The organism is Pseudomonas sp. EYE_354 (genome assembly GCF_023148575.1).
Taxonomy (GTDB): Bacteria; Pseudomonadota; Gammaproteobacteria; order Pseudomonadales; family Pseudomonadaceae; genus Aquipseudomonas.
In genome coordinates this window covers 24,647-50,916 of sequence record NZ_JAHXNQ010000007.1, presented here as the reverse complement: position 1 = coordinate 50,916, position 26,270 = coordinate 24,647, and the positions used below count along the sequence as shown (strand labels likewise).

Below are 26,270 nucleotides of genomic sequence, written 5' to 3'. Positions count from 1 at the left end.
GGACGAGGCCTCATTCCACCCGAGTTTCCCCGGAAAACACCAAGGTCTGCCGACACCGCCGACACAAATATCGCCGTCCCTGAGCCACCATGCCATGACGCTGCGCCGAAAACGGAAAATCACTCTCGGCACACGGGCAACGGTAGATGTAGCGGGTCACCTGGCGGCGTTTCACGACATAGGTATGGCAACGGTCGGGCGGCAACTCATACACGCCGCGCATGATCAATTGCCATTCCTCGCCATGGGGCTGGATGCGTTCGCCAAACAATTGATGAGCGATCAGGTGCGCCACTTCGTGGGCCACGGTTTGTTTGAGGAAATGCAGGCTGTTTTCACGGTACAACTGTGGGTTGAAGCGCAGCAGGTTCTCGTGCAAATGCGCGACACCGGCTTTCTGGCCCCGCAGCTTGAGGCTGACCTGGGGGCGTTTGAAGCTTCGTTTGAAAAAGGACTCGGCTTGCAGGAAACACTCTTCGACGCGGGTATTGAGTTGCTCGGACATGCTGTACATCTCTCCAGAGACGCCCAGTATGCCGCAAAGCCGAGTGTTTCCGAATCTGTCAGGCGCCGAATGGTCATGCATGACGCACAAAGCCACCTTGCGGTGGCCTTGCCTGCGGGTATGCGGTCAGTTGGTATAGATCGGGCCGACGCCCAAGCCCCACACGATCACGGTGAACGCCATGATCGCCACCAGCACCACCAGGCCGACCGCCAGCACCGAGCTGGAAAACAGGAAGCCTTCGTCCGGATCGATGTTCATAAAGGTCGGCAGCCCTACATACAGCAGGTAGACGGTATAGCAGATCGCCGCCGTGCCCACGACCATGCCCAGCCACATATGTGGGTAAAGCGCCGCCAGCCCGCCGATAAACAGCGGCGTGGCGGTGTAGGTGGCAAAGGCCACGCAACGCGCCATGCTGGGGCTGGCGTCGTAGGTGCGCGCCATCCAATGAATGAATGCGCCCATCACCGCCACGCCGCCGAGCATCGCGGCATACGACATTAGGGTCATCCACAACGCACTTTCCTGGGTCAGCATCACCGGCGCACGGTTGCCGATGACCCAACCCACCTGGGTGGTGCCGATAAACGCCGAGATTGCGGGAATCGCCGCGAGAATCAGGGTGTGAGTGAGGTACATGTGGCCGATGCTTTCTTCTTTATCGCCACGGATTTCCCGCCATTCCTGATCGGGATGGGTAAACAGCCCCACGACGTGATGGATCATGCCAGTCACTCCTGTCGTTATTACCATCGCCCCCCAGCGGAGCGCCCACGGGCCACATGGCCTCAAAGGTCCGGATAGATGTGTGCGACCTCTAGTCGCAGTATAGGAAGGGATGACCGGAAAAACTGTAGGGCTTTAGAGCAAATTGCGCTGTAAACATTGGGGTTAATCGCGGCGGGGTCTTTTAGTGCTAGCGCTCTCGCCAGTTTTTTTGCGTAAAATACCCGGCTTTTCGTCACACACCTTCAGCGGATCCAAGCGCCATGGGCACTCTTACGGTCAACCAGAACAAACTGCAAAAACGCCTGCGTCGCCTGGCCGGTGAGGCAGTCGCCGATTTCAACATGATCGAGGACGGCGACAAGGTCATGGTCTGCCTCTCCGGCGGTAAAGACAGCTACACAATGCTCGATGTGCTGCTGCACCTGCAAAAGGTCGCGCCGATCAAATTCGAGATCGTCGCGGTCAACATGGACCAGAAGCAACCGGGCTTTCCCGAGCATGTGCTTCCGGCCTATCTCAAAGCGTTGGGCGTGGAGTACCACATTGTCGAAAAAGACACCTATTCGGTGGTCAAGGAACTGATCCCGGAAGGCAAGACCACCTGCTCGCTGTGCTCGCGCCTGCGCCGTGGCACGCTGTATACGTTCGCCGATGAGATCGGTGCGACCAAGATGGCCCTTGGGCATCACCGCGACGATATCGTCGAGACCTTTTTTCTCAATATGTTCTTCAATGGCTCCCTCAAGGCCATGCCGCCCAAGCTGCGTGCCGATGACGGGCGCAACGTGGTGATTCGGCCGCTGGCGTATTGCAACGAGAAGGACATCCAGGCTTACTCCGACCTCAAGCAGTTCCCGATCATCCCGTGCAACCTGTGCGGCTCCCAGGAAAACCTGCAACGCCAGGTGGTCAAGGAAATGCTGGTGGACTGGGAGCGCAAGACTCCAGGTCGCACCGAAAGCATCTTCCGCAGCCTGCAGAACGTGATTCCATCGCAGTTGGCCGACCGCAACCTGTTCGACTTCAGCAGCCTGAAAATTGATGAGAGCGCCGCTTCGCGTTTCGTCAATGTGGTGAACCTCTGACGCTGTTCAACGCTCTGAAACACGGCGCTCATGGGCGCCGTTTTGATTTTCTACCCCCAGGAGAGGGCATGCGCGATTACAAGTGGCTGCACGAATATTGTCTGAACCGCTTCGGTTCAGCGGCCGAGTTGGACGCCCACCTGCCTGTCCCCAAGACCCCGGCACAACTGCGCAAGATCAGTGATGACCGTTACCTGTCGACCCTGGCCCTGCGGGTATTCCGTGCGGGCTTGAAGCACAGCGTGGTCGACGCCAAGTGGCCGGCGTTCGAGCAGGTGTTCTTCGGCTTCGATCCGGAAAAAGTTGTGTTGATGGGCGCCGAACACTTGGAGCGCTTGATGCAGGACACCCGCATCATCCGCCACCTGGGCAAGCTCAAGAGCGTGCCGCGCAATGCGCAAATGATGTTGGATGTTGTTCAGGAGACGGGCAGCTTTGGCGCGTTTATCGCCGACTGGCCGGTGACTGATATCGTTGGTCTGTGGAAGTATCTGAGCAAGCACGGGCACCAGTTGGGCGGGCTGTCGGCGCCGCGCTTTTTGCGCATGGTGGGCAAGGACACGTTTGTGCCGAGCGATGATGTGGTCGCGGCGTTGAATGCGCAGAAGATCGTCGACAAAGCGCCGACCAGCCTGCGCGACCTTGCCACGGTGCAGGCGGCGTTCAACCGGTGGCACGAAGAGAGTGGGCGGCCGATGTGTCAGTTGTCGATGATGCTGGCGTACACCGTCAATCACTGATCTGTGGGGTGGAGCGAGCAAGCTCGCTCGCCACTCAGGCCTGCGCCAGCCGCCGATTCAACTGATGCCGCCAGCGCACGTAAAGCAGCGCAGTACAGAACACGGCCAAGCTTGCGAGCATCTCCAGCACCCCGAACCACTGGCGGTTCGGGTCGTACGCGGCCAGCGCGCCCTTGATGAAATACAGGTTCACCACAAAGCACATCCACGAATGCCCGCGTGCGCTGCCGGTCAGCATCCCCGGCGCCAGCACCAGCAAGGGCACCAGTTCGATCAGCAGGATCACCCATGGCCGCGCGCCGTGCAGGTCGGCGACGAACAGGTAATAACCGCACAGCAACCCCACCAGACCGAAGAACGCCAGCAGGCTCAGCGCGCGCGCCACGTTCACGCGTGGCTCCAGCCACGCCTGGGGTGGCAGCACCTTAGGCTTTCTGGCCACGGCCGTTCTCCAGCAGCGTTGCGGTGGTGGCCAGGCGCAGGCCCAATGCGCGGCACAGGGCGATTTCATGGGTGTCGAGCAGGCGCTTGCCGTCCGGCCCGGAATGGTGGCTGGGGCCGTACGGCGTGCCGCCGCCCTGGGTGTCGAGCAGCGCCTGTTCGCTGTAGGGCAGGCCGGTAATCAGCATGCCGTGGTGCAACAAAGGCAGCAGCATCGACATCAGCGTGGTTTCCTGGCCGCCGTGCAGGCTGGCGGTGGAGGTGAACACGCCAGCCGGTTTGCCGACCAGGGCGCCGGTGAGCCACAGGTTGCTGGTGCCATCCAGGAAATACTTGAGCGGCGCTGCCATATTGCCGAAACGCGTCGGGCTGCCGAGGGCCAGGCCTGAGCAGTTTTTCAGGTCGTCGAGGCTGGCATACAGCGCGCCTTCATCCGGAATGCTTGGCGCCACGGCCTCACACTCGGTGGAGATCGCCGGCACGGTGCGCAAACGCGCCTCCATGCCGCCTTGCTCAATGCCCCGGGCGATCTGCCGCGCCATTTCACTGACCGAGCCGTTGCGGCTGTAATACAACACCAGCACATACGGTGTGGTCACGGCAGAATCTCCAGTACGTTTTCCGGTGGGCGGCCAATGATGGCCTTGCTCGCGGTTTCCAGGATCGGGCGTTCCATCAACTTGGGGTGTTCAGCAATGGCTGCGATCAGGTGTGCTTCGCTGAGGCTTGCATCGGCCAGGTTCAGGCGCTGGTATTCTTCTTCGCCGGTGCGCAGCAGTTGGCGCGCGCTGAGGCCGAGCTTGGTGAGCAAGGCCTTGATTTGCGCGGCGTTCAGCGGGGTTTCCAGGTAGCGCACCACGATCGGGGCGAGGCCGCGCGCTTCCAGCAGTTCGAGCGCACCGCGGGATTTCGAGCAGCGCGGGTTGTGATAAAGCGTCAGATCGGTCATGTGCGGGTCGCATCTTGCGTAAGGTGGCGGGTATTCTACCCGCGCGGCGCCCCGTCCTTAAACCGTAAGAGGCGATAGGTCGCAGCCAACGTTCATTTTTGCGAAGGATTACCCCATGACAAGTCGACTGATCGGTGCATTGGCGATCATCACAACCCTGCTGCTCAGCGGCTGCGGCAATGACTATGGCGTTGACCAATATGGCCAGAAAATCGCGGCCGAACGCCTGGACAAGCAATGGCTGGTGGTCAACTACTGGGCTGAGTGGTGTGGCCCGTGTCGCACGGAAATCCCGGAGCTCAATGCTCTGGCCGAACAGCTCAAGGCCCAGAACGTAGGTGTGTTCGGGGTCAACTTCGACAACGTACAGGGTGAAGAACTCAAGGCCGCCAGCGACAAGCTGGGGATCAAGTTCACCGTGCTGGCGCAGAACCCTGAGGGGATCTTTGACATTCCACGCAGTGAAGCCTTGCCGGTGACTTACATCATCGATGACAAGGGTAAGGTGCGTGAGCAGTTGATGGGTGAACAGACGGCGGAAGGGGTGTTGGCCAAACTCAAGGCTTTGCGCGGCTAGCGTCATTTGCCTCAGCAAAAGGGGGGAGAGGGCAAGCCCGCTCCCGTCTTTGCATCTCATGACCTGCAGATATCTGGAATCAGCCCTCTTCAAGCCACAAGCGAATCGGCTTGCCCTCGGCGGGCCAGAAACGCGTCTGCTCGATGGGTGAGATGTCCCAGCGCTGCACGCCCTGCAAAGCCTGGAAGAAACGTTGCTCCTGTTCCATCAAGGCCTCGCCGCACAGCTTGCGGGTGCTGCCAAGCTTGCCGAAGCTGAGCTTGTCGCCGTCCAGGGTGTAGGGCGCAAACCAGTGGTTGCAGCCGCCGTTGCCGTAGGCGCGGCCATCCTCACCGAGGGTGACGGTCAGGTGCGCGTAATCCATCAACGGCCGCTCACCGATCCACTCCACCACATAGCTGTGATTCTGCTTGAGCTTGACCGCATTCCCTGCGCAACCGCTCAGGCCCGCCATGGCGGCGGCGAGCAGAAGCAGGCGTTTCATTGCGCGGCCTGCTGGCATTTCGGGCAGCGGTGTTTGTCGGCGTCGCGGGCCCAGCCCAGCGCTTGGATGCGCGCGTTGGCGGCCGGTTGCAGCGGTTCTTTGGTCAGCTTGGTTTCCACCGCGAATTCAAACTCCAGCACGGTGTCGCAGCTGTCGCAGTTGACCTTCCAGGTGTGAATCTCCAACTCGCCGAATTTTGGCCCCTGGGCCATGGCGACCCATTGGCCTGCCGGGCGAATCGAATAGCGCGCGTCCCCTTCGACATTCAGGCGCATCGACAGGGTTTTACTGCCGCGCAGGGTGACGATCAGTACATCGCCATGCTTGATCGAACCACCGTTGCCAGTGACTTGGTAACGGCCCGGCACCAGGGCGCGGCATTCGATGAGGGTGTGTTGCGGGCTCAGCAAGCTGAAGCGGAAATCGTGTTCGGCCATGGATCCTCCAAATAGGCGCGGCATCCTATCACGGGTGCCTGCTGATCATGAGCCTGGTATATGACCGCTGATCATCCCTCTACGCGGTTTTGTGCACGGCCATCGGCCCAGGCCGCGATGTTGGCCAGGGTGGTACCGGCAATCGCCGCCAGGGCCTCGCGGGTCAGGAATGCCTGGTGCGCGGTGATGATCACATTAGGGAAGGTCAACAGGCGTGCGAGCACGTCGTCTTGCAGGGGCAGGTCGGAGCGGTCCTCGAAGAACAGCTGCGCTTCTTCCTCGTAGACGTCCAGGCCCAGGTAGCCGAGCCCGCCGTCCTTGAGGGCTTCGATCAACGCCGGGGTGTCCACCAGGCCACCGCGACCGGTGTTGATCAGCATCGCACCGGGCTGCATCTGCGCCAGGGACCTGGCATTGATCAGGTGCTTGCTGTCGACCGTCAGCGGGCAGTGCAGGCTGATGATCTGCGCGTGCGCCAGCAACTCGGGCAGGCTCACGTACCGCGCCCCCAGGGCCTGGACCTGCGGGTTGGGAAAGGGGTCGTACGCCAGCAGTGTGCAGCCGAAGCCGGCCATGATCCTGGCGAACGTTGCGCCGATCTGGCCGGTGCCGACCACACCGACGGTCTTGCCCGCCAAATCGAAACCGGTCAGGCCGTGCAGGCTGAAGTCGCCATCGCGGGTGCGGTTATAGGCGCGGTGCAGGCGGCGGTTGAGCGCCAGGATCAGCGCCACCGCATGTTCGGCCACGGCATGGGGTGAGTAGGCGGGCACCCGCACGATGGTCAGGCCCAGGCGTTTGGCGGCGGTCAGGTCGACGTGGTTGTAGCCCGCCGAGCGCAGCGCGATCAGCCGCGTGCCGCCATTGGCGAGGTGCTCCAGCACTGCTGCGCTGAGGTCATCGTTGATGAATGCGCAGACCACCTCGTGGTGTTCGGCCAGGGCCACCGTGTCGAGGTTGAGCCGGGCTGGCTGGAATTGCAGCTCCAGACCCGGCGGCAAGGGTTCGCCGAGGAAGCTGTCACGGTCGTAGGCTTGGCTGCTGAAAAGAATGACGCGCATTAAAAGCTCCCTGCAATGATTAGGTGAAGTCGCCTATGGCCCGGTTTCCATAAGCCTCAGGCACTGATCCGAGCTTCACTGGCCAGCCGGGCGATGGCCATTTCCAGTTCGTCCAGTGCGCTCATGGCCTTGGCGTCGTCCTGCTTGAGCAGGGTTTCCGCCCGTTGGCAGGCGGCGCGCAATTGCGGCACGCCACAGTAGCGCGTGGCGCCATGCAGGCGGTGCACGCGCTCGATCAGGGCGATGTTGTCATTGGCATCGCGGGCAACGTTGATGGCCTGGCGGTCGGCCTCCAGGGAGGCCAGCAACATGGCGAGCATGTCGGCGGCCAGATCAGCCTTACCGGCGGCCAGGCGCAGACCTTCTTCATGGTCCAGCACCGGCACTTGTACGCCTGGACCAAGGCCTTCAGTGACGCGCTCCGGTGCCTGGTTACGCAGGGCCAGGCCGGTCCACTTCAACACCACCTGGGCCAATTGCCGCTCACTGATGGGTTTGGTCAGGTAGTCGTCCATGCCGCTTTGCAGCAAGGCACGTTTCTCGTTGGCCATGGCGTGGGCCGTCAGAGCCACCACCGGCAATGGCGTGCCATGGCGCTGGCTTTCCCACTGACGAATCGCCTCGGTGCTCTGGCGACCGTCCATGCCGGGCATTTGCACGTCCATTAACACCAGATCGTAGGTCTCCTGTTTTACCGCGTCGACCGCCGCATAGCCGCTTTCTACCGCACGCACTTTGGCGCCCATATCCTCCAGCAGGGTTTGCACCAGCAACAGGTTCGCCGGGTTGTCGTCGACACACAGCACCCGGGGGGCACGGCTGGACAACGGCTCGCCCGGCTCGTTGCGTGATGGGCGCGGGCTGATCAGGTCGGCCAGTGCCCGGCGTAGTTTGCGGGTACACGCAGGCTTGGCCTGCAATTGGCTGTTGGGGTTGGGTACCGATTGGCTAAACAGCATCTGTTCGGTGGTCGGGCACAGCACCAACACTTTGCAACCCAGGTGTTCGAGGTCCCACAGATGTTGGTTGAGGCGCTCGGGCGGTATGTCGTTGGCGGTCACGCCGAGTACCGCCAGGTCGATCGCCTGTTCGGTCTGATGGGCGCTGGTGATGCCGTTGGTCAGGCTCTCCAGCGTGTTGAACGGCGTGACTTCAAGGCCACAGTCTTCCAGTTGGTGTTGCAGGGCCTGGCGCGCCAGCTCATGGTTTTCCAGCACGGCGACGCGATGGCCCAGCAACGGCGCGCAGGGCAAGTCTTCGACATCATCGCGGGTCTTGGGCAGGTTCAGGCTGATCCAGAACTCGGAGCCTTCGCCCGGTGTGCTGTCGACGCCGATTTCACCGCCCATCTGCTCGATCAGGCGCTTGGAGATCACCAGGCCCAGCCCGGTGCCGCCGGGCTGGCGCGACAGCGAGTTATCCGCCTGGCTGAACGCCTGGAACAACGCACGCACGTCCTGGCTGGACAGGCCGATGCCGGTGTCCTGCACGCTGATGCGCAACTGCACGCTGTCTTCCTGCTCGTCTTCGATCATCGCGCGGGCCACGATGGTGCCTTCGCGGGTGAACTTGATCGCATTGCTGATCAGGTTGGTGAGGATCTGCTTGAGTCGCAGCGGGTCGCCCACCAAGGCCAGCGGGGTGTCGCGGTAGACCAGGCTCACCAGTTCCAGCTGTTTGGCGTGGGCCGCAGGGGCGAGGATAGTCAGCGTGTCTTGCAGCAAGTCGCGCAGGTTGAAGGGGATGCTGTCGAGTACCAGCTTGCCGGCCTCGATCTTCGAGAAGTCGAGGATCTCGTTAATGATGCCCAGCAGGTTGTCGGCGGATTTTTCGATGGTGCCCAGGTAGTCGAGCTGGCGCGGGGTGAGTTCGCTTTTTTGCAGCAGGTGGGTAAAGCCCAGGATACCGTTGAGCGGCGTGCGGATTTCATGGCTCATGTTGGCCAGGAACTCCGACTTGATGCGGCTCGCTTCCAGGGCCTCCTTGCGTGCCAGGTCCAGTTCAATGTTCTGGATCTCGATGGTTTCCAGGTTCTGGCGCACGTCTTCGGTGGCCTGATCGATGCTGTGTTGCAATTCTTCCCTGGCGTTTTGCAGGGTTTCGGCCATGCGGTTGATGCCTGAGGCGAGTTGGTCGAGTTCCTGGCTGCCCAACGGTGGCAGGCGGGTTTCCAGGTTGCCGTCCTTGAGTTGCGCCACGGCTTGCTTGATTTGGCCAATCGGCGAGTTGATCGTGCGGCTGATGCGCAACGCCAGGGCCGCAGTAAAAATCAGGCCGATGGCAATCAGTAACAGGCTCGCGAACAGGCTGCGATAGCCACGCAGCAACATGCCGTTGTGGGACAGCTCCACTTCAACCCAGCCCAGCAGTCGGTCGGCTTCATCGGGAATAAAGTCGCCCGCCAGGTTGCGATGGCGACCAAACACCGGCAGCAGGTAACGGGTTGCGTCGTTGCCGGTGCGCTGCAACAAGTGTGAACTGTTGCCCACCGGCGGTTGGTTGAGCATGGTCGGCCCGGCATGAGCGAGGGTCGCGCGGTCCGGCCCGAGGAACGATACGGCGCGCACGTCGGGCTGTTCCAAGGATTGGGTGGCTACACGTTCCAGCAGCTCGGTATTCTTGCTGCTCAGGGCCGGGGCCACCAGGGGCGCTAGTTGCTCGGCGATCATTTCGCCGCGCTGCAGCAACTGAGTCTGCAGCTCCGAGAGTTGCATCCAGGTGAAATAGCCCCCCAACAGCAGCGCCATCAGGCTGGTCGGCAATAACGTCAGCAACAGTACGCGGCCTTTTATCCCCATTCTTCTAAGCACGCCACTCTCCTGCTACCACACTGATATCAATCTTCCGCGCCGGCATCCGGCCCGCGCCACCTGCGCAGTGTAGCCATTTGCGCGGCCCGCAATCTTGCAAATTAATGACAGGGCGCAATCTTCGGGCCATTCATTGCGCGGTGGCGATTGCCTGTGGCGGGGTAATCTTGAATAATCGCGTGATTGAGAATGACTTGCAGACGCTAATGAATCCCGCAGCAGTTGGCCTACCCAGTATCCTGACGATTGAAGATGATCCCGTGCTCGGTGCGTATGTGCATGAGCATTTGGGGCGCTCTGGCTTTCAGGTCACATGGTGCCAGAACGGCCAGCAAGGCCTGGAGTTGGCCCGTGAGCAAGCCTTTGATGTGGTGTTGATGGATATCCTGTTGCCGGGGCTGGACGGGCTGTCGGTCCTCACCCATTTGCGGCGCAGTCATTCGATCCCGGTGATCCTGATGTCCGCCCTGGGCGCCGAAGCCGATCGCATCAGCGGCTTCCGCCTGGGGGCCGATGACTACCTGCCCAAACCGTTCAGCATGGTCGAGTTGCGCGTGCGTATCGAGGCCATCCTGCGCCGGGTGGCGCTGGATCAGCGGCCGTCGCAGGCCCTGGCGCCTGTGCGTGACGATGTGCGTAGCCTGCGCTTCGACGATGAACTGTGTGATGTGTTCTATCTGGAGCATTGGGCCGGCCTGACGCGCAGTGAATACCGTCTGCTGGAAACCCTGCACCGCAATGGTGACGAGGTGCTCAGCAAAGCCTTCCTTTATCAGCACGTGCTGCAACGCGGTTATGCACCTCACGACCGCAGCCTCGACATGCATATCAGCCAGATCCGCCGCAAGCTCAAGGCCATCGGTTACAGCGAGCGCGAAGTGCGCACGGTGTGGGGCAGGGGCTATGTGTTGAGCGGTCACGACCATGGGCTTTGAGGCATCGCTGAAACGGTTGCCGGGCAGGCATTCGTTATTCTGGAAGCTGGCCTGCCTGCTGATCGCCTTCTGTTTGCTGATGATCTGGCTCAGTTGGTCGTGGGGCCGCTACATGGAACAGAAGAACGCGTACCTGTCCGACGAGGCCAGGATGACCTTGAGTGGTTACGCGGTTGGCGCCGAACAGGCCTGGAATCGCGACGGCCCCGCAGGCGTGGATGAGTGGTTGCAGGCAATGGGCAAACAAGAAAGCACGTGGATTGGTGTGATCGGCAATGATTTGCAGTCGTTGAGCAGCTACCCGCTGACCGATACCGAAAGCCAGCGTCTGACGTTTTTGCGTGGCCTGGATTGGCCCGTCAGTCGGCATGTGAAGGGCTTGCCGTGGTTGAAGATCCCCTTTCCGGCCGAGCCGGGCGCCGGTTCGTTGGTGATCGAGTTGCCGCAGCGCTTTATGCCGGGTCGCTACCAAGTGTTCTGGCGGGTAGTGACCCGCGGCGTGATCCCCGGCCTGTTTACCTTATTGTTGTGTATTGGCCTGTATCGGTTGTTGATCATGCCCCTCAACCAGTTGCGCGAGCAGGCCAATGCCTGGCGCGCCGATCAGTTGAATACGCGGTTGTCCCATGACGCCACCAGCCGCCAGGATGAATTGGGTGAGTTGGGGCGCGCGTTTGACCATATGTCCGAGCGTCTGCAGGGCACGGTGGTGTTGCAGCAGCAGTTGCTGCGAGACATGTCCCATGAATTGCGCACGCCGTTGAGCCGTCTGCGCGTGGCCTGTGACAGTGAGCAGGACTTGACGCGTCTGCGTGAACGGCTGGGTCGAGAGATCGACGCCATGCAACGCCTGGTGGAAGACAGCCTGCAATTGGCTTGGCTGGACACCGAACGGGCGCCCCTGACCCAAGAGGATATTCAGGTACAAGCGCTCTGGGACATGCTGCGCGAGAACGCCTGTTTTGAGAGTGGCTGGCCGGCGTCGCGCATGCCTTGCCTGTTGCCGGCTGATTGTTGGGTGCGGGGTAACCTGAATGCACTGGCCCAGGCGCTGGAAAATATCCTGCGCAATGCGATCCGCCATTCTCCGCAGGACGGAATGGTGTGCCTCGATGGGCGACGCGATGGTGAGTTCTGGCACATGTGGCTGGAGGATCAGGGCGGGGGCATCGACGAGGAGGACCTGGAGCGTATCTTTGCGCCATTTACCCGCTTGGATGGCTCGCGGCCTGGCGATGGCGGCTTTGGGCTGGGCCTGAGCATTGCACGCAACGCCGTGCAGCGTCAGGACGGCAGCCTGTGGGCGGAAAATACCGGCCAGGGTCTGCGGGTGCACCTGCGTTTGACGGCGCGCTAGGCCTGATTGCGACGCTGTTTGCGTTTCCTCCACTGGTGCGCGACCCACCAACGCCAGTAACCCATGGTCAGGCAATAGGCCAGTGCACCGAGCACCATTCCCAGCACCACCGAGCCCAACAGGAAGGGCTGCCACAGCGTGCTCAGCTGGCCGCTGATCCATTCCCAGGTCAAGTCATCAGGCAGGCTGCGTGGCGGTACATTCATCAGCCAGGCGCCGGTCATGTAGGTGCAGATAAACACTACGGGCATGGTGATTGGATTGGTCAGCCAGACCAGGCTGATGGCGATCGGCATATTGCCACGCACCGTGATCGCCAGTACCGCGGCCAGCAGCATCTGCAAGGGGATCGGTATAAAGGCTGCGAACAGACCCACCGCCATGGCGCGCGCCACCGAGTGTCGGTTCAGGTGCCAAAGGTTCGGGTCATGCAGCAAAGTGCCAAGAAACTGTAATGACTTGTGTTCCCTGATACTGGTGGGGTCGGGCATGTACCGTTTGAATAAGCGCCGAGGCATAAGGGGTCCAGGTCAGTTCGAGGGGCAAGTATGCGCGCATTCTATAAACAGAAAATTCAGACTTTGTGACAAAACATCATAGGGCACCCTGGTTGCCCAGCTATGACTGAGTGGATCACTTGAAAAGGATGATCCATGAAAACAGGGATGTTCGCATTGGCGCTGGGGCTGCTCGCCCTGCGTTTTTTGCCCGCGCTGCCAGCTACGGGGTGGCTGATAGCCATGTTGGTGTTGGCACTCATGTTGCTGCCGTTTCGCACCTATCCCGTGGCGTTTTTCCTGATGGGGCTGGGCTGGGCGTGCCTCAGCGCGCAATGGGCGCTGGATGACCGACTGCGGCCGGCGCTCGACGGTCAGACGCGCTGGTTGGAGGGACGTGTGATCGGCTTGCCGCAGCAGACCGCCAGCGGCGTGCGTTTTGAACTGGCCGACAGCCGGTCGCGCAACGCGCGATTGCCCACGCGCATGCGGGTCTCCTGGCACGGCGGGCCAGCGGTACGTAGCGGAGAGCGCTGGCGGTTGGCGGTGACACTCAAGCGGCCGTCCGGCTTGCTGAATTTCCACGGCTTTGATCACGAGGCCTGGCTGCTGGCCCAGCGCGTCGGCGCCACGGGGTCGGTCAAGGATGGTGAGCGGTTGTCGCCGGCGCGGCATGCCTGGCGCGATACGCTCCGCCAACGCCTGCTGAGCGTGGATGCCTGGGGCCGAGAAGCCGGGTTGGCCGCATTGGTGCTGGGCGATGGCTCCGGGATGGCGGCCGAAGATTGGCAGGTATTGCAGGACACCGGAACGGTGCACCTGCTGGTGATTTCCGGCCAACACATCGGCCTGCTCGCCGGGTTGGTCTACGGGCTGGTGGCGCTGCTGGCACGTTACGGTTGCTGGCCGCGCACCTGGCCATGGCTGCCGTGGGCCTGTGGCCTGGCGTTTGCCGCGGCGCTGGGCTACGGCTTGCTGGCCGGGTTCGGCGTGCCGGTGCAGCGGGCCTGCGTCATGGTGGGGTTGGTGCTTTTATGGCGATTGCGCTTTCGCCATCTGGGGTTCTGGTGGCCGTTGCTGCTGGCGCTGGACGGAGTGTTGGTCCTGGAGCCATTGGCCAGTCTGCAACCTGGATTCTGGCTGTCCTTCTCCGCCGTCGCGGTGTTGATTTTTGCGTTCGGCGGGCGTCTGGGGCCGTGGCGTGTCTGGCAGGCCTGGACCCGCCCCCAGTGGTTGATCGCCATCGGGCTGTTTCCGGTGTTGCTGCTGCTCGGTTTACCCATCAGTGTCAGTGCGCCGCTGGCCAATCTGGTCGCCGTGCCGTGGATCAGCCTGGTGGTGTTGCCGCTGGCACTGCTGGGGACTGTGCTGTTGCGGCTGCCGTGTGTGGGGGAAAACCTATTATGGCTGGCGGGTGGGGCGCTGGATGGGTTGTTCCGAGGGCTCGCCTGGCTTGCCGGGCAAGTGCCTGCGTGGATCCCGGCGGAGGTGCCTTTGGTGTACTGGTGGGTGAGCCTGGCGGGCGCGTTGTTATTGCTGCTGCCCAGCGGTGTGCCGTTGCGATTGCTGGGCTGGCCGATGTTGCTGTTGGCGGTCTTTCCACCGCGTGAACTGGTACCCCATGGGCGGGCAGAGGTGGTGCAACTGGACGTGGGGCAGGGGCAGGCGGTGATCCTGCGCACCCGCCATCACACCCTGCTTTACGACGCGGGGCTGCGCTCGGGAGCCTTCGACCTGGGCGCGCGCGTGGTGCTGCCGGCTTTGAAAAAATTGGGTGTGGAGGCGCTGGACCTGATGGTGCTCAGCCACGCCGACGCCGACCATGCGGGCGGCGCGGCGGCCGTTGCCCGGGGGTTGCCGGTCAAGCGCGTCGTGGGTGGCGAAACCGAAGGCTTGCCCGCGTTTCTGCACACACAACCCTGTGTCAGCGGTGAGCGCTGGACGTGGGACGGTGTGTCATTCGAACTGTGGCAGTGGCCCGACGCCATCGCGGGTAACCCCAAGTCCTGTGTGCTTCAGGTGCAGGCCAATGGCGAGCGGTTGCTGCTCACGGGGGATATTGATCGCGACGCTGAACGGGCGTTTCTCGCCTCATCCCTGGCGGTACGCACCGATTGGTTGCAGGCCCCTCACCATGGCAGCCGCAGTTCGTCGTCGCGGCCTTTCCTGCAACGGCTGGCGCCGACATCCGTGCTGATTTCCCGCGGGCGCAGCAATGCCTTCGGCCATCCGCACTCGCAGGTCATGCAGCGTTATGAGGCATTGGGCAGCCGTGTCTACGACACTGCCGAGCAGGGGGCCGTACGCCTGCAATTGGGCGCCTTCGCACCGCCGGATGTTGCGCGCAGTCAACGCCGTTTCTGGCGCGAAGCGTTACCCTGATCCCGCGTTAACGCGCAGTGGAGCCTGCCACGGGCGACTCCAAGGCCACGAACCCTGCTGCCGAACCTATATGGTAAAGTGGCGCACTTTTTCGAGGGGACATTCACTGTGTGGGAATTGGTCAAATCCGGCGGCTGGATGATGTTGCCGATCATCTTGAGTTCCATCGCCGCACTCGGCATCGTTGCCGAACGCCTGTGGACCCTGCGCGCCAGTCGCGTGACCCCCGAGCATCTGCTGGGGCAGGTCTGGGGCTGGATCAAGAACAAACAGCTGGACAAGGAAAAACTCAAGGCCCTGCGCGCCGACTCACCGCTGGGTGAAATCCTCGCCGCTGGTCTGGCCAACTCCAAGCATGGTCGCGAGATCATGAAAGAGTGCATCGAGGAAGCCGCCGCCCGGGTTATCCATGAGCTGGAGCGCTACATCAATGCCCTCGGCACCATTGCCGCCATGGCTCCGCTGCTGGGGTTGCTGGGGACGGTGCTGGGCATGATCGATATTTTCAGCTCGTTCATGGGGGCGGGCATGAGCACCAACGCCGCAGTGCTGGCCGGTGGTATCTCCAAGGCGTTGATCACCACCGCAGCCGGCCTGATGGTGGGTATTCCATCGGTGTTCTTCCACCGTTTCCTGCAACGGCGCATCGATGAACTGGTGGTCGGCATGGAACAGGAAGCCATCAAGTTGGTGGAAGTGGTGCAGGGCGACCGTGATGTGGACCTGGTTGGGGACAAAGCGTGAAATTTCGCCGCAAGCAACGGGAAAATGTCGATATCAACCTTGCGTCGCTGATTGACGTGGTGTTTATCCTGCTGCTGTTTTTTGTCGTCACCACCACCTTCACCCGCCAGACCGAGCTGCGCGTCGATTTGCCGGAAGCCGTGAGCGGTTCGCCGGCCGAAGACCAGGAAGTCAAGCAACTGGACATCGCCATCAGCGCCGACGGGGTGTTTTCGGTGAATAACCAGTTGCTGGAGAAAAATGACCTCGCCAGCCTGATGGCCGCGCTGGAGAAAGCGTCCGGGGGCGATACCAAGATGCCGCTGTCCATCAGTGCCGATGGCAAAACCCAGCACCAGGCCGTGATCACCGCGATGGATGCGGCCGGCAAGCTCGGTTTCAGCCATCTGCGCATGAGCACCGTCGAGGCGGCGGGCCAACCCTGATGGCCATGTCTGATCGTCTGCTCAAAGCCTGGTATGAAGGCCATCCTGCGCTCATCCTGTTACGGCCGCTGGAGGCACTGTATCGCCGTGTGGTGCTTCGCAAACGTGCACGCTTCGTGGCGGGCGAGGGCGATAGTTATCAAGCGCCGGTGCCGGTGGTGGTGGTCGGTAACATCACCGTGGGCGGCACCGGCAAGACACCGTTGATCCTGTGGTTGATCGACCACTGCCGACGTAGCGGCTTGAAGGTGGGCGTGGTCAGCCGTGGCTATGGCGCCAAGCCGCCAGCGTTCCCGTGGCGAGTCGAAGCCAGCCACAGCGCCGAAGTGGCCGGGGATGAACCTTTGCTGATCGTGCAGCGCTGCGGCGTGCCCTTGATGATAGATCCGGACCGCAGCCGTGCGGTCAAGGCCCTGCTGGCAACCGACAGCCTGGACCTGATCCTCTCCGACGACGGCCTGCAACACTACCGCCTGGCCCGCGACCTGGAACTGGTGCTGATCGACGCCGCCCGTGGTCTGGGCAACCGTCGTTGCCTGCCGGCCGGGCCATTGCGTGAGCCGGTAGAGCGTTTGCACAGTGTCGATGCGCTGCTCTATAACGGCGCTGCCGGCGACCGCGAAGATGGCTTTGCCTTTCGCCTCATGCCAACGGCGCTGGTCAACCTGCAGACCGGCGCGCGTCAGCCCGTGGATCACTTCCCCGTCGGCCAGCAGGTGCACGCGGTCGCGGGCATCGGTAACCCGCAACGTTTCTTCAATACCCTTGAAACGCTACACTGGCGGCCGATCCACCATGCTTTTGCCGACCATGCGCCTTACAGCGCCGAGGTCTTGAATTTCAGCCCGTCGTTACCGTTGGTCATGACCGAAAAGGACGCGGTGAAGTGCCGCGCCTTTGCCCAGCCGCACTGGTGGTACCTTGCGGTAGATGCAGTGCCGTCGCCGGCGTTCGTCGCCTGGTTCGACACGCAACTGATGCGCCTGCTGCCCGCCCGACTCTTGCCTTAAACGCTTCTTTCCAGGAAACACTCATGGACACCAAACTGCTCGACATCCTCGCTTGCCCGATCTGCAAAGGCCCGCTCAAGCTCAGCGCCGATAAAACCGAGCTGATCAGCAAGGGCGCAGGCCTGGCTTACCCGATCCGTGATGGCATTCCGGTGATGCTGGAAAGCGAAGCCCGCACCCTGACCACCGATGAGCGCCTGGATAAATGACCACCGCCTTTACCGTTGTCATTCCCTCGCGCTACGCATCGACCCGCCTGCCGGGCAAGCCGCTGCAATTGATCGGCAGCAAGCCGATGATCCAACTGGTGTGGGAGCAGGCCTGCAAAAGCAGCGCCGCACGTGTGGTGGTCGCCACCGATGACCCGCGCATCATCGAGGCCTGCAAAGGCTTCGGCGCCGAAGCGGTGCTGACCCGCGAAGACCACAACTCTGGCACCGACCGTCTGGCCGAAGTGGCCGCGCAGTTGGGCCTGGCGCCGGACGCCATTGTAGTCAACGTGCAAGGCGACGAGCCGCTGATTCCGCCGAGTGTGATCGACCAGGTGGCCGCCAACCTGGCCGCCCACGGCGAAGCGCGCATGGCGACCCTCGCCGAACCGATCGAAGACATCGAAACCCTGTTCAACCCGAACGTCGTGAAGGTGGTCAGCGATATGAACGGCCTGGCCCTGACCTTCAGTCGCTCGACCTTGCCATGGGCGCGTGACGCCTTTGCCAAGCGCCCTGACCTGTTGCCCGAAGGCGTGCCCTATCGCCGTCACATCGGCATCTACGCTTATCGCGCCGGATTCCTGCATGACTTCGTCAACTGGGGCCCATGCTGGCTGGAAAACACCGAATCCCTGGAACAACTGCGTGCGCTTTGGCACGGCGTGCGTATCCACGTGGGCGATGCACTGGAAGCGCCGCCTGCCGGCGTTGACACCCCTGAAGACCTTGAGCGCGTGCGTCGCCTGCTGGGGGCCTGATGGAGGTTTTGTTCGTTTGCCTGGGCAATATCTGCCGCTCGCCCACTGCCGAAGGTGTGTTGCGCCATAAATTGCGCGAAGCGGGACTCGCCGGCCAGGTCGAAGTGGCCTCCGCGGGCACCGGCGAATGGCACATCGGCAATCCGCCAGACCAGCGCAGCCAACGTGCGGCGCTGGTGCGCGGTTACGACTTGTCGGCTCAGCGCGCACAGCAGGTGACCCGCGCCGACTTTGCGCGCTATGACCTGATCCTGGCCATGGACGCCAGCAACCTGCGCAACCTCAAGGCACTGCACCCTGGGCAGGGCAAGGCCGAGCTGGACTTGTTCCTGCGTCGTTATGCCTCGGAAGTGGATGAAGTGCCAGATCCTTATTACGAAGGTGAGCAAGGCTTCGAGCGGGTCCTGGACCTGATCGAGCGCGCCTGTGATTTATTGGTGATCGAATTGAAGGGGCGGTTATGACCTTGCAAGTGCTTGCGCAGGTATCGCTCAAGCCATTCAACAGCTTTGGCCTGGATGTGCGTGCGCAGCTGTTCGCCGAGGCCCACACCGACGCCGATGTACGTGAAGCCCTGGCTTATGCGTCGGCGCAGGGGTTGCCGTTGCTGGTGATCGGCGGCGGCAGCAACCTGCTGCTGACCCAGGACATTTCTGCTCTGGTGCTACGTATGGCCAGCACCGGCATTCGCGTGCTGCACGATGACGGCGAGCACGTGGTAGTCGAAGCCGAAGCGGGCGAGGCGTGGCACCCGTTTGTACTGTGGACCCTGGAGCAGGGTTTCTGCGGTCTGGAAAACCTCAGCCTGATCCCGGGCACCGTTGGCGCGGCCCCCATGCAGAACATCGGCGCCTACGGTGTGGAGATCAAGGACGTATTCGCCGGCCTTACTGCGCTGGACCGCCAAACCGGTGAGCTGCGGGACTTCAGCCTGCAAGAGTGCAACTTTGCCTACCGTGACAGCCTGTTCAAGCACGAAACCGGGCGTTGGCTGATCCTGCGCGTGCGCTTTGCCCTGAGCCGCGCCAGTCACCTCAAGCTCGACTACGGCCCCGTGCAACAGCGCCTGGCCGGACAGGGCATCACCGAGGCGACGCCGAGCGATGTCAGCCGCGCCATCTGCAGCATCCGCCGCGAAAAACTGCCGGACCCCGCAGTGTTGGGCAATGCCGGCAGCTTCTTCAAAAACCCGCTGGTGAGCAAAGACTTGGCTCAAGAGCTGCAGACGCTGTATCCGGACCTGGTCGCTTATCCTCAGGCGGATGGGCAAATGAAGCTCGCCGCCGGCTGGCTGATCGACAAGGCTGGCTGGAAAGGCTTTCGCGAAGGCGATGCGGGCGTGCACAAGCTGCAAGCGCTGGTGTTGGTCAACTATGGCGGCGCCAGCGGGCACGACATCGCCAACCTGGCCGAGCGTATCCAAAGGGACATCGCCGAGCGTTTCAAGGTCGAGCTGGAAATGGAACCTAACAAGTACTGATGCCCTGAAAACAAAAATGCCCCGCATCTTTCGATACGGGGCATTTTTATGCGGCTAACAATCAGTCGTCACGGCTCATGATGCCGAAGATCTGCAACAGGCTGACAAACAGGTTGTAGATCGATACATACAGGCTCACGGTGGCCATGATGTAGTTGCGCTCACCGCCGTGGATGATCGCACTGGTCTGGAACAGGATGCACACGGAGGAGAACAGCACAAAACCCGCGCTGATCGCCAGTTGCAGACCGCTGATCTGGAAGAACATGCCCGCCACTACCGCCGCCAGCAACACGAAGAAACCGGCGGTGATGAAACCACCCAGGAAGCTCATGTCCTTACGAGTGATCAGCACGTAGGCCGACAGACCACCAAACACCAGCGCCGTCATGGCAAACGCCGAGCTGACCACTTCCGCACCGCCAGCCATGCCGAGGTAACGGTTGAGGATCGGGCCGAGGATAAAACCCATGAAACCGGTCAAGGCAAACGCCGAGACCAGACCCCAGGCCGAGTCACGCAGCTTGTTGGTCAGGAAGAACAGACCATAGAAGCCGATCAGCACGACAAAGATATTCGGGTAGCCAACGTGCATCTGCTGCGCCACAAACGCCATCACGCCGCTGAATGCGAGGGTAAGGGCGAGCAAGCCATAGGTGTTGCGCAACACGCGGCTGACTTCAAGCTGCTCAGCCTGCGCGTTGCCATTCACTGCGTAATTCTGTTCGCGCATGGCGACACTCCTTCGGTTTTGAAACGTTCAGTCGCAAAGATCATAACAGACGCTCTGTAACAAGCTATGGCGAGAGTTTGACAGTGTGTTTCATTCGGGTATTATGGCGCCCGCTGAGACAGGATGGCTTACTATAATCCTGTGACGCACAAGGGAAATTGGCAGAGTGGTTGAATGCACCGGTCTTGAAAACCGGCGAACGTTAATAGCGTTCCCAGGGTTCGAATCCCTGGTTTCCCGCCAAGATTCAAACGAAAGCCCCGCAATGTGGGGCTTTTGTGTTTTTGGGGTTTGGTAATGTCAGTAGCGAGACATTTGATCGTTTCCGCGCCATCTCAGTCGGCTTGCGCAACTGCGCCAGATTTGAGAACAAACACTCGACTCCACGATATCGCCAGCGCGTCTTTAAACGCTCATCTCAAGAATCCGACGTCTGTATTAGCCAAGGTAGCAATGCGTTTTGATCTTAGCGCCTCGCCCCCTGCGGCGCTCTTTGCTTTGAACCGTTCGTCCACCGCCCGGCACTCGCCCGGGTGTTGCCACTCCCATGTTTAAGCGCGGATGTCCCGAGCGTAAGAGCGGAGAGCCAGCATGGAAATTAATGAGAATGCCCCCGGCAACCTGTCACAGCAGGCGGTAACACGCGGCACAGACAATGAAACAGGGCACGACCCCAAGCGTGATGAGGATAAGATCCCATTGCCACCTGACGACGAGGCGCCTCTCGAAGAGGATATGTCGGACGTTGATGCTGCCGATTCCGTGGCGAGCGAACACCCCGACAACTGACGCGCTTCAGATCACCGGACCCGGCCATTGAGTCGGGTTTTTTTTGTCACGGTGCGGGTGATCCGCGCGTTCGGGGTAGGGATTTTCCTATCCGGTTTTCCAGTATCCCTACCCCAGAATAGGGATGATCTGATGGTTGCAATGCTATCATTAAGCCATTATTTCTCGAAGATTGAGCTGCCGATCTGACTGCGCGACAGGTTGATGATGTCCTGCCAAAGGCTGCGCTAACTCAATGACTGGCTGGCTTGCAGCTTCCGCAAGCTTGGTTGATTGCCTGGACGGAAACACACCAGGCACCGACCTCTCCAAGAGAGATAACAATGAACGTCAGGAATATAAACCTCGCGCCCAGGTCTGCCATCTTCTTCTCGCTGATTATCCTGGTGGTTTTTGCGCTGGGCATTGTCGCAGTGATGCAAATGGGCAAGCTTCGAGAGTCGGAGCAGGATGTCGAAACCAATTGGATGGCCGGGATTCGTGATATTGGAAAGTTGCAGACGGGCGTCTTGCGCCTGCGCCTTGAAAGTATCCGTATCACCGTGACCGCCGATGATCAACAGCGCCAAACCCGCATCGCGTCGTTGAGCGGCTACCGCAACACGCTTCAGAACACCATCAGCACTTACGAATCCTTGATTTCCGGGCCGACGGAGCGTGAGCTCTACCAAGCTGTGCTTGTCGATGTGCAGCAGTATTTGAAGTTGTTGGATGAGCTGGAACCATTGCTTCGAAGTGGCGATAACACCGCAGCCATTGCCCTGATCAATACCCGCATCAGTCCGATGACCAATACCATGCAAGACAAGCTGAACAAGCTCGCGGACTTTAACGAGGAGGGCGCCAAGCGTTCAGGTCTGGATTCCTCCGCAACGTACAGCAATGGTGTGACGCTGGTGATTGGCCTGTTGCTGGCGACCGTCATACTCACCGTGGTGTTAGCGGCGGTGTTGACCCGCAGCATTTCGGCACCGATCAGCGATGCCTTGGCCGTAGCCGAGCGCATCGCCGACAGCGACCTGTCACGGGAAGTGGTGATCAGTGGCCGTGATGAAGCCGGTCGCCTGCTGGCCGCTTTGGCGAAGATGCAGGGCAACCTGCGGGAAACCATCGCTCGTATTGCCGATTCCTCCACCCAATTGGCGTCAGCCTCTGAAGAAATGACTGCCGTGACCGAAGAGGCCAGCCGCGGGTTGGTGCGGCAGAACGATGAAGTCAATCAGGCCGCGACCGCAGTGACCGAAATGAGCGCCGCGGTGGATGAGGTGGCTCGCAATGCTGACGCCGCCGCTCAATCTTCTCGCGAGTCCATGGAATTCACGCGCTCGGGTATCGAGAATGTGGCGCAGACCCTCAAAGCCATCGAAAGCTTGGCGGGCAACGTTGCCAGCACGGGGGATCAGGTCAAGGCGTTGTCTGGCAGGGCCCAGGACATCAGCAAGGTGGTCGAGGTGATTCGCGCGATTGCCGAACAGACCAACTTGCTGGCGCTGAACGCGGCCATTGAAGCCGCCCGTGCCGGCGAGCAAGGCCGTGGCTTTGCGGTGGTAGCCGATGAGGTGCGTGCACTGGCTCACCGCACCCAGCAGTCGACCCAGGAAATCGAGCAGATGATCAGCGCGATTCAGGCGGACTCGACCCAGGCCGTGGGTGCCATGAACGTCAGTGCCCAGATGGCCAGCAGCTCAATCGCGGTCGCTCAGAATGCCGACCTTTCGCTTAAGCAGATCGCAGAGGCCATCGCCCAGATCAACGAGCGCAACCTGCTGATCGCCACCGCTTCCGAAGAGCAGGCTCAGGTGGCCCGCGAGGCTGACCAGAACCTGACCAGCATCCGCGAACTGTCGGTCCAGAGTTCGGCAGGCGCCAGTCAGACCGCCAGCGCCTGCGGCGAGATGGCCAACCTGGCGATTGAACTCAATCACTTGGTGGCGCGCTTCAAGGTCTGAAATAGGGGCACAGGTCTACGCTTGCCGCACCCGCGGCAGGCGTGGAGGGCAGTTTTAATCGCAATCAGCAAAAAAGCTGAGCCACCGAAAGCAGGCAAATCACCTGGACAAACATTTGTGCTCGAATGGGATGTCTCATTGCCGTCACCTCATTTACAACTGCTGTTGATAATGCCGTAGCCGGTGTACATGTATGCGCCAGGCTGTTCAATAGGCTCAACCGCCACCCTGGCTCGCCAACCACACACGCAACTGATCGAGGAAGTATAGACGCTCAATAGTATTCGTCATGAAACGCTCTGGCGCGCGCTTCTTACAACTATCTGCCGGCGCTCACTGCACTTTTTTTGATTTCCTGGCTCTATCTTTGTCCCAGCCCCGTCGATTTCCCGTGAGGGCAGATGAACCAGTTTGGGTGCCGATGGACCGCACGTTTTCTTATTTCTACATTCGTCCCCTGCGCCAGTCGTGGTTGCTGGCTGCCGTTTTAATGCTCTTTGCCACCGGTTGCACCCAGCAACAGGGGCGTGACATTGCCAAGCAGTTCAGCAACGGCAAGCCCGACGAGTTCTTTCAAACCAGTGTCGATCGCATGGCAACCCTGGGCATGCGCGACAACCTGCAAAGCCTGTACCTGCTGATGAGCAAACTCTATCTGCGTAACCCCAACCAGTGGCGGCAGTCGGGTTACCCGGATGCGGCGAGTGCCGAGCGCGAAATTCGTCGGGCGATCGAGCAGCGTCAACCGTTGCAGGCGCTGGGTGATCGGCGCGATCTGGTGGCCTTGAGTTACTCCTTGAGCCCCGAGTTCAAGGGCGATCGGGTTGGCGCGTTTATCTACGCGATTGGCAGCATGCTGGTGACGGCACACGGTGGCCGCACTGAGTTCTACATGACCGATTCGATCAACCCACAGTTCGTCAGCAATGCGGCACGCAATATCGAGAAGGCCACGTGGCTGCTCAGCAAGCGTCAGGATGCCAACGGCGTGTTGCTGCTGTTTTCCAATGAGATCTCGGAGGAGGGCAGTAACCTCAGTTTTGCCGTGGAGTTCGGCAAGATCGTCGCGCGGCTTGATCTGCTGACGCAAATGCTTGATGAGCGCTATCGACGTATCGGCCTCAACTACGCGCAAAGCCTGCTGTTGATGAATTTCCTGCCGGTGCAGTAAGGGTGAACATCGGCAGATAAATGTTGATGATCAATCCCTGTGCGGTATTTCCTTTCTATCTGTAGGAAGCGGCCGATCTTGGGTCCGCGCGCTTGAATCACGCGGACGTCGGCAATAGCCTCGGACTTTTCCGAAAATATGAGGCCCTACCTTGGGTAAGCGAAAAACGGTGTGGCCGACGGATCGCGAAATACGCCTGCGCTTTATCCTCTTCGCGGTGATCGACGCCGCCAGTGCCGAGGGCGTTGCTGCCGAGTTGTTGTTACCTGCACACAAGCTGCTGCGCGAGTCGCCGACCGAGGCGCAGTTATTGAGTGCCCTTGGGCGAATACTGGCGGCCGATGAGATGTACGGCTTTCGGTTTGCGCCGGGCTCTGAGGCCGATGAGTTGATGCTGGCTTTGGAGTGGCCCGCTGGCTAGTTTCTATCGTGGCGCTCGGTAGTAACAAAAGGCCAGCAGGACTGTTCTTCGGTCTATGCTTAAGCCGCAGGCCCAACGGCCGATGCAGTGATGACCACCTCAGGGACGCCGCTATGTTTAATCGCCGCTTGAAGAAGGATCTACAGGACCGTGACGATGAGCTGTTCCACTTGCGACAGCTCGTCGCGCAATGCGATCGAGGGATGCTTTCCATCGACCTCGACGCTGAATTCCGGGTTACCGCCGTCAACGAAGGCTTCGCCCGTGCGCTGGGCTATTCCCGTGAACAATTACAGGGCCGCTTGCTGGCTGAGATTGTTCCGGCTTACGTCAAGGACTTGCCCTGCTTTCATAATTTAGGTGCGGCGATCACACGCCTGGAACCGGTGACCGACGATTACCGTTTTTTGCGCGTCGACGCCAGCCTGGCCTGGATCAACCTCACTTGGTGCCCGATCCACGGGCGTGATGGTCGGCTGTCACATATCCAGGGCTACGGCGCCGAGGTCAGCCGCGCCATCGAAAAAGCCAAGGAAAACGAAGCGTTCATCAACGCGTTAATCCGCTCGACGGCCGTCATTCAGTTCAAGTTGGACGGCACCGTGGTCACTGCCAATACGCAGTTTCTCGACGCCATGGGTTATACGCTCGATCAAATCGTCGGCAAAAAACACAGCCTGTTTTGTACTGCCCAAGAGGCTGCGTCGCCGGGGTATGCGGGATTCTGGCAGACCCTCAACCGTGGCGAATTTGTCGCCAGTCGCTTCAAGCGCGTGGACAGTCGCGGTAATGAAGTCTGGCTCGAAGCCACCTATAACCCGGTGCACGATGCGGAGGGCAACCTGTGCAAAGTGGTCAAGTTTGCCAGTGTGGTCACTGATCAGGTGTTGAGGGAATCGGAGGTCAAGGAGGCAGCTGGCGTGGCCTATGAGGTATCACTACAAACAGACGTCACCGCAGAGCGCGGCGCGGCGGTGGTGCAGAACACGGTGCAAACCATGCAGAACATTGCGTCGCAGATGCAATCGGCCACCGGCAGCATTGAGGCCCTGGGCAAACAATCGCTGTTGATCAGCGCCATTGTGCAGACCATCGGCGGCATCGCTGCGCAAACCAATCTGTTGGCGCTCAACGCTGCGATCGAGGCCGCCCGAGCCGGTGAGCAGGGGCGTGGCTTTGCAGTCGTGGCCGATGAGGTCCGGCAATTGGCCAGCCGCACCAGTACCGCGACCGAGGAGATCGTCACGGTGGTGCAACAGAACCAGCGCCTTGCCGACGAAGCCATTAACGAGATGTTCAGCAGCCGTGAACAGGCCGAGCAAGGCCTGACCCTTGCCAACCAGGCCGGCGCCGTTATCACCGAGATCCAGGGCGGCGCCAAGCAGGTGGTGAACGCAGTGGGACGTTTCGCGAACGAGCTTCGATAAGGGCTGCTGGGTTGTACCTAACCCATCCTTTCCAGCTTCAAGCCTTCGGTGATCGTGCGCCGGGCAATAGGTGCTGATCCGTTAACAGGCGTGACTTGCCGGGCATCGCTGGCTTCCCATCACTGTTCGCGTGCTGGGCCAGGCTCCTCACGCCCCGCA

Annotated in this window: 29 protein-coding genes and 1 tRNA gene; 19 read left to right on the top strand and 11 right to left on the bottom strand. The window is 60.9% G+C overall.

Going from position 1 to position 26,270, the window contains the following annotated elements:
- Positions 1-10: 10 nt before the first annotated feature.
- Entirely contained in the window at positions 11-505 is a 495-nt protein-coding gene (locus KZX66_RS11510) for a SprT family zinc-dependent metalloprotease (RefSeq protein ID WP_248079455.1), read from the bottom strand.
- A gap of 126 nt (positions 506-631) precedes the next feature.
- A complete protein-coding gene (locus tag KZX66_RS11505) occupies positions 632-1,234 on the bottom strand; it encodes a Yip1 family protein (protein ID WP_248079453.1) in 603 nt (200 codons plus the stop codon).
- A 263-nt stretch (positions 1,235-1,497) separates the two neighbouring features.
- On the opposite strand from KZX66_RS11505, the gene ttcA reads away from it, so the two are divergent.
- Both ttcA and KZX66_RS11495 read left to right on the top strand, forming a co-directional pair.
- A complete protein-coding gene (gene ttcA / locus KZX66_RS11500) occupies positions 1,498-2,322 on the top strand; it encodes a tRNA 2-thiocytidine(32) synthetase TtcA (protein WP_248079451.1) in 825 nt (274 codons plus the stop codon).
- 68 nt (positions 2,323-2,390) lie between these two features.
- Entirely contained in the window at positions 2,391-3,062 is a 672-nt protein-coding gene (locus KZX66_RS11495) for a DNA-3-methyladenine glycosylase I (protein ID WP_248079449.1), read from the top strand.
- Positions 3,063-3,096: 34 nt separating this feature from the next.
- Here KZX66_RS11495 and KZX66_RS11490 read toward each other — a convergent pair whose 3' ends face one another.
- The 3 genes from KZX66_RS11490 to arsC are packed head-to-tail and all read right to left on the bottom strand — an operon-like array spanning position 3,097 to position 4,452.
- Positions 3,097-3,504 carry a DUF2069 domain-containing protein gene (locus tag KZX66_RS11490; RefSeq protein WP_248079447.1) on the bottom strand — a complete coding sequence of 136 codons (408 nt, stop codon included), beginning with the start codon at positions 3,502-3,504 and terminating at the stop codon, positions 3,097-3,099.
- The gene (gene wrbA / locus KZX66_RS11485) at positions 3,488-4,102 is read right to left on the bottom strand and encodes an NAD(P)H:quinone oxidoreductase (protein WP_248079445.1); all 615 of its coding nucleotides are present in this window, start codon (positions 4,100-4,102) and stop codon (positions 3,488-3,490) included. Before wrbA ends, KZX66_RS11490 begins: the two co-directional genes overlap by 17 nt.
- Positions 4,099-4,452 (bottom strand): arsenate reductase (glutaredoxin), encoded by a 354-nt coding sequence (arsC, locus tag KZX66_RS11480; RefSeq protein WP_248079443.1) that lies wholly within the window; start codon positions 4,450-4,452, stop codon positions 4,099-4,101. The genes wrbA and arsC overlap by 4 nt, the downstream gene beginning before the upstream one ends.
- Positions 4,453-4,567: 115 nt before the next feature.
- Here arsC and KZX66_RS11475 point away from each other — a divergent pair, with 115 nt between their 5' ends.
- Complete coding sequence (locus KZX66_RS11475) at positions 4,568-5,029, top strand: TlpA disulfide reductase family protein (RefSeq protein ID WP_248079441.1); 462 nt, start codon at positions 4,568-4,570, stop codon at positions 5,027-5,029.
- A gap of 79 nt (positions 5,030-5,108) precedes the next feature.
- Here the strand turns inward: KZX66_RS11475 and KZX66_RS11470 are convergent, their stop codons facing one another.
- The 4 genes from KZX66_RS11470 to KZX66_RS11455 form a co-directional block, all read right to left on the bottom strand.
- On the bottom strand, positions 5,109-5,513 hold the full coding sequence (locus KZX66_RS11470; protein WP_248079439.1) for an META domain-containing protein: 405 nt from the start codon (positions 5,511-5,513) through the stop codon (positions 5,109-5,111).
- A complete protein-coding gene (locus KZX66_RS11465; protein WP_248079437.1) occupies positions 5,510-5,950 on the bottom strand; it encodes a hypothetical protein in 441 nt (146 codons plus the stop codon). Before KZX66_RS11465 ends, KZX66_RS11470 begins: the two co-directional genes overlap by 4 nt.
- 71 nt (positions 5,951-6,021) lie before the next feature.
- Positions 6,022-7,011 (bottom strand): 2-hydroxyacid dehydrogenase, encoded by a 990-nt coding sequence (locus KZX66_RS11460; protein WP_248079436.1) that lies wholly within the window; start codon positions 7,009-7,011, stop codon positions 6,022-6,024.
- A gap of 56 nt (positions 7,012-7,067) precedes the next feature.
- On the bottom strand, positions 7,068-9,821 hold the full coding sequence (locus KZX66_RS11455; RefSeq protein ID WP_248079435.1) for a response regulator: 2,754 nt from the start codon (positions 9,819-9,821) through the stop codon (positions 7,068-7,070).
- Positions 9,822-10,027: 206 nt separating this feature from the next.
- Here KZX66_RS11455 and KZX66_RS11450 point away from each other — a divergent pair, with 206 nt between their 5' ends.
- Positions 10,028-10,756 (top strand): response regulator transcription factor, encoded by a 729-nt coding sequence (locus KZX66_RS11450; protein ID WP_248079434.1) that lies wholly within the window; start codon positions 10,028-10,030, stop codon positions 10,754-10,756.
- Positions 10,746-12,113: a sensor histidine kinase gene (locus KZX66_RS11445; protein ID WP_248079433.1), complete on the top strand. Its 1,368-nt coding sequence runs from the start codon at positions 10,746-10,748 to the stop codon at positions 12,111-12,113. Before KZX66_RS11450 ends, KZX66_RS11445 begins: the two co-directional genes overlap by 11 nt.
- On the opposite strand, the gene KZX66_RS11440 is transcribed toward KZX66_RS11445, so the two are convergent.
- Positions 12,110-12,631, bottom strand: a complete 522-nt coding sequence (locus tag KZX66_RS11440; protein WP_248079432.1) for a DUF2062 domain-containing protein — start codon at positions 12,629-12,631, stop codon at positions 12,110-12,112. The genes KZX66_RS11445 and KZX66_RS11440 overlap by 4 nt on opposite strands.
- 135 nt (positions 12,632-12,766) lie before the next feature.
- On the opposite strand from KZX66_RS11440, the gene KZX66_RS11435 reads away from it, so the two are divergent.
- The 8 genes from KZX66_RS11435 to murB all read left to right on the top strand — a co-directional run bounded on the left by KZX66_RS11435 (position 12,767) and on the right by murB (position 19,621).
- Complete coding sequence (locus tag KZX66_RS11435) at positions 12,767-14,992, top strand: DNA internalization-related competence protein ComEC/Rec2 (protein WP_248079431.1); 2,226 nt, start codon at positions 12,767-12,769, stop codon at positions 14,990-14,992.
- Between the two features lie 108 nt (positions 14,993-15,100).
- Entirely contained in the window at positions 15,101-15,736 is a 636-nt protein-coding gene (locus KZX66_RS11430; RefSeq protein WP_248079429.1) for a MotA/TolQ/ExbB proton channel family protein, read from the top strand.
- Positions 15,733-16,161 carry a biopolymer transporter ExbD gene (locus tag KZX66_RS11425; protein ID WP_248079427.1) on the top strand — a complete coding sequence of 143 codons (429 nt, stop codon included), beginning with the start codon at positions 15,733-15,735 and terminating at the stop codon, positions 16,159-16,161. The genes KZX66_RS11430 and KZX66_RS11425 overlap by 4 nt, the downstream gene beginning before the upstream one ends.
- Complete coding sequence (gene lpxK / locus KZX66_RS11420) at positions 16,161-17,171, top strand: tetraacyldisaccharide 4'-kinase (RefSeq protein WP_248079425.1); 1,011 nt, start codon at positions 16,161-16,163, stop codon at positions 17,169-17,171. Before KZX66_RS11425 ends, lpxK begins: the two co-directional genes overlap by 1 nt.
- Positions 17,172-17,194: 23 nt before the next feature.
- Positions 17,195-17,380 (top strand): Trm112 family protein, encoded by a 186-nt coding sequence (locus KZX66_RS11415; RefSeq protein WP_003174668.1) that lies wholly within the window; start codon positions 17,195-17,197, stop codon positions 17,378-17,380.
- Positions 17,377-18,141, top strand: a complete 765-nt coding sequence (gene kdsB / locus KZX66_RS11410) for a 3-deoxy-manno-octulosonate cytidylyltransferase (RefSeq protein ID WP_248079423.1) — start codon at positions 17,377-17,379, stop codon at positions 18,139-18,141. Before KZX66_RS11415 ends, kdsB begins: the two co-directional genes overlap by 4 nt.
- The gene (locus tag KZX66_RS11405) at positions 18,141-18,605 is read left to right on the top strand and encodes a low molecular weight protein-tyrosine-phosphatase (RefSeq protein ID WP_248079421.1); all 465 of its coding nucleotides are present in this window, start codon (positions 18,141-18,143) and stop codon (positions 18,603-18,605) included. Before kdsB ends, KZX66_RS11405 begins: the two co-directional genes overlap by 1 nt.
- Positions 18,602-19,621: a UDP-N-acetylmuramate dehydrogenase gene (gene murB, locus KZX66_RS11400; protein ID WP_248079419.1), complete on the top strand. Its 1,020-nt coding sequence runs from the start codon at positions 18,602-18,604 to the stop codon at positions 19,619-19,621. Before KZX66_RS11405 ends, murB begins: the two co-directional genes overlap by 4 nt.
- 61 nt (positions 19,622-19,682) lie before the next feature.
- Here murB and KZX66_RS11395 read toward each other — a convergent pair whose 3' ends face one another.
- On the bottom strand, positions 19,683-20,354 hold the full coding sequence (locus KZX66_RS11395; RefSeq protein WP_248079417.1) for a Bax inhibitor-1/YccA family protein: 672 nt from the start codon (positions 20,352-20,354) through the stop codon (positions 19,683-19,685).
- Between the two features lie 152 nt (positions 20,355-20,506).
- Between KZX66_RS11395 and KZX66_RS11390 the strand changes: the two genes are divergently transcribed.
- The 6 genes from KZX66_RS11390 to KZX66_RS11365 all read left to right on the top strand — a co-directional run bounded on the left by KZX66_RS11390 (position 20,507) and on the right by KZX66_RS11365 (position 26,111).
- Positions 20,507-20,597, top strand: a tRNA-Ser gene (locus KZX66_RS11390).
- A gap of 348 nt (positions 20,598-20,945) precedes the next feature.
- On the top strand, positions 20,946-21,143 hold the full coding sequence (locus KZX66_RS11385; protein ID WP_248079415.1) for a hypothetical protein: 198 nt from the start codon (positions 20,946-20,948) through the stop codon (positions 21,141-21,143).
- A gap of 323 nt (positions 21,144-21,466) precedes the next feature.
- Positions 21,467-23,092: a methyl-accepting chemotaxis protein gene (locus KZX66_RS11380; RefSeq protein ID WP_248079413.1), complete on the top strand. Its 1,626-nt coding sequence runs from the start codon at positions 21,467-21,469 to the stop codon at positions 23,090-23,092.
- A 421-nt stretch (positions 23,093-23,513) separates the two neighbouring features.
- A complete protein-coding gene (locus tag KZX66_RS11375; protein ID WP_248079411.1) occupies positions 23,514-24,263 on the top strand; it encodes a hypothetical protein in 750 nt (249 codons plus the stop codon).
- A gap of 151 nt (positions 24,264-24,414) precedes the next feature.
- Complete coding sequence (locus KZX66_RS11370) at positions 24,415-24,684, top strand: hypothetical protein (RefSeq protein WP_248079409.1); 270 nt, start codon at positions 24,415-24,417, stop codon at positions 24,682-24,684.
- A gap of 113 nt (positions 24,685-24,797) precedes the next feature.
- Positions 24,798-26,111, top strand: a complete 1,314-nt coding sequence (locus KZX66_RS11365; protein WP_248079407.1) for a PAS domain-containing methyl-accepting chemotaxis protein — start codon at positions 24,798-24,800, stop codon at positions 26,109-26,111.
- Positions 26,112-26,270: the final 159 nt, after the last annotated feature.

What these genes read in the sequence shown, in the direction of transcription:
- KZX66_RS11510 (WP_248079455.1), bottom strand. Translation starts at nt 505, where the DNA reads ATGTCCGAGCAACTCAATACCCGCGTCGAAGAGTGTTTCCTGCAAGCC.
- KZX66_RS11505 (WP_248079453.1), bottom strand. Translation starts at nt 1,234, where the DNA reads ATGATCCATCACGTCGTGGGGCTGTTTACCCATCCCGATCAGGAATGG.
- ttcA (WP_248079451.1), top strand. Translation starts at nt 1,498, where the DNA reads ATGGGCACTCTTACGGTCAACCAGAACAAACTGCAAAAACGCCTGCGT.
- KZX66_RS11495 (WP_248079449.1), top strand. Translation starts at nt 2,391, where the DNA reads ATGCGCGATTACAAGTGGCTGCACGAATATTGTCTGAACCGCTTCGGT.
- arsC (WP_248079443.1), bottom strand. Translation starts at nt 4,452, where the DNA reads ATGACCGATCTGACGCTTTATCACAACCCGCGCTGCTCGAAATCCCGC.
- KZX66_RS11475 (WP_248079441.1), top strand. Translation starts at nt 4,568, where the DNA reads ATGACAAGTCGACTGATCGGTGCATTGGCGATCATCACAACCCTGCTG.
- KZX66_RS11470 (WP_248079439.1), bottom strand. Translation starts at nt 5,513, where the DNA reads ATGAAACGCCTGCTTCTGCTCGCCGCCGCCATGGCGGGCCTGAGCGGT.
- KZX66_RS11465 (WP_248079437.1), bottom strand. Translation starts at nt 5,950, where the DNA reads ATGGCCGAACACGATTTCCGCTTCAGCTTGCTGAGCCCGCAACACACC.
- KZX66_RS11460 (WP_248079436.1), bottom strand. Translation starts at nt 7,011, where the DNA reads ATGCGCGTCATTCTTTTCAGCAGCCAAGCCTACGACCGTGACAGCTTC.
- KZX66_RS11450 (WP_248079434.1), top strand. Translation starts at nt 10,028, where the DNA reads ATGAATCCCGCAGCAGTTGGCCTACCCAGTATCCTGACGATTGAAGAT.
- KZX66_RS11445 (WP_248079433.1), top strand. Translation starts at nt 10,746, where the DNA reads ATGGGCTTTGAGGCATCGCTGAAACGGTTGCCGGGCAGGCATTCGTTA.
- KZX66_RS11440 (WP_248079432.1), bottom strand. Translation starts at nt 12,631, where the DNA reads ATGCCTCGGCGCTTATTCAAACGGTACATGCCCGACCCCACCAGTATC.
- KZX66_RS11435 (WP_248079431.1), top strand. Translation starts at nt 12,767, where the DNA reads ATGAAAACAGGGATGTTCGCATTGGCGCTGGGGCTGCTCGCCCTGCGT.
- lpxK (WP_248079425.1), top strand. Translation starts at nt 16,161, where the DNA reads ATGGCCATGTCTGATCGTCTGCTCAAAGCCTGGTATGAAGGCCATCCT.
- KZX66_RS11415 (WP_003174668.1), top strand. Translation starts at nt 17,195, where the DNA reads ATGGACACCAAACTGCTCGACATCCTCGCTTGCCCGATCTGCAAAGGC.
- kdsB (WP_248079423.1), top strand. Translation starts at nt 17,377, where the DNA reads ATGACCACCGCCTTTACCGTTGTCATTCCCTCGCGCTACGCATCGACC.
- KZX66_RS11405 (WP_248079421.1), top strand. Translation starts at nt 18,141, where the DNA reads ATGGAGGTTTTGTTCGTTTGCCTGGGCAATATCTGCCGCTCGCCCACT.
- murB (WP_248079419.1), top strand. Translation starts at nt 18,602, where the DNA reads ATGACCTTGCAAGTGCTTGCGCAGGTATCGCTCAAGCCATTCAACAGC.
- KZX66_RS11395 (WP_248079417.1), bottom strand. Translation starts at nt 20,354, where the DNA reads ATGCGCGAACAGAATTACGCAGTGAATGGCAACGCGCAGGCTGAGCAG.
- KZX66_RS11385 (WP_248079415.1), top strand. Translation starts at nt 20,946, where the DNA reads ATGGAAATTAATGAGAATGCCCCCGGCAACCTGTCACAGCAGGCGGTA.
- KZX66_RS11380 (WP_248079413.1), top strand. Translation starts at nt 21,467, where the DNA reads ATGAACGTCAGGAATATAAACCTCGCGCCCAGGTCTGCCATCTTCTTC.
- KZX66_RS11375 (WP_248079411.1), top strand. Translation starts at nt 23,514, where the DNA reads ATGGACCGCACGTTTTCTTATTTCTACATTCGTCCCCTGCGCCAGTCG.
- KZX66_RS11365 (WP_248079407.1), top strand. Translation starts at nt 24,798, where the DNA reads ATGTTTAATCGCCGCTTGAAGAAGGATCTACAGGACCGTGACGATGAG.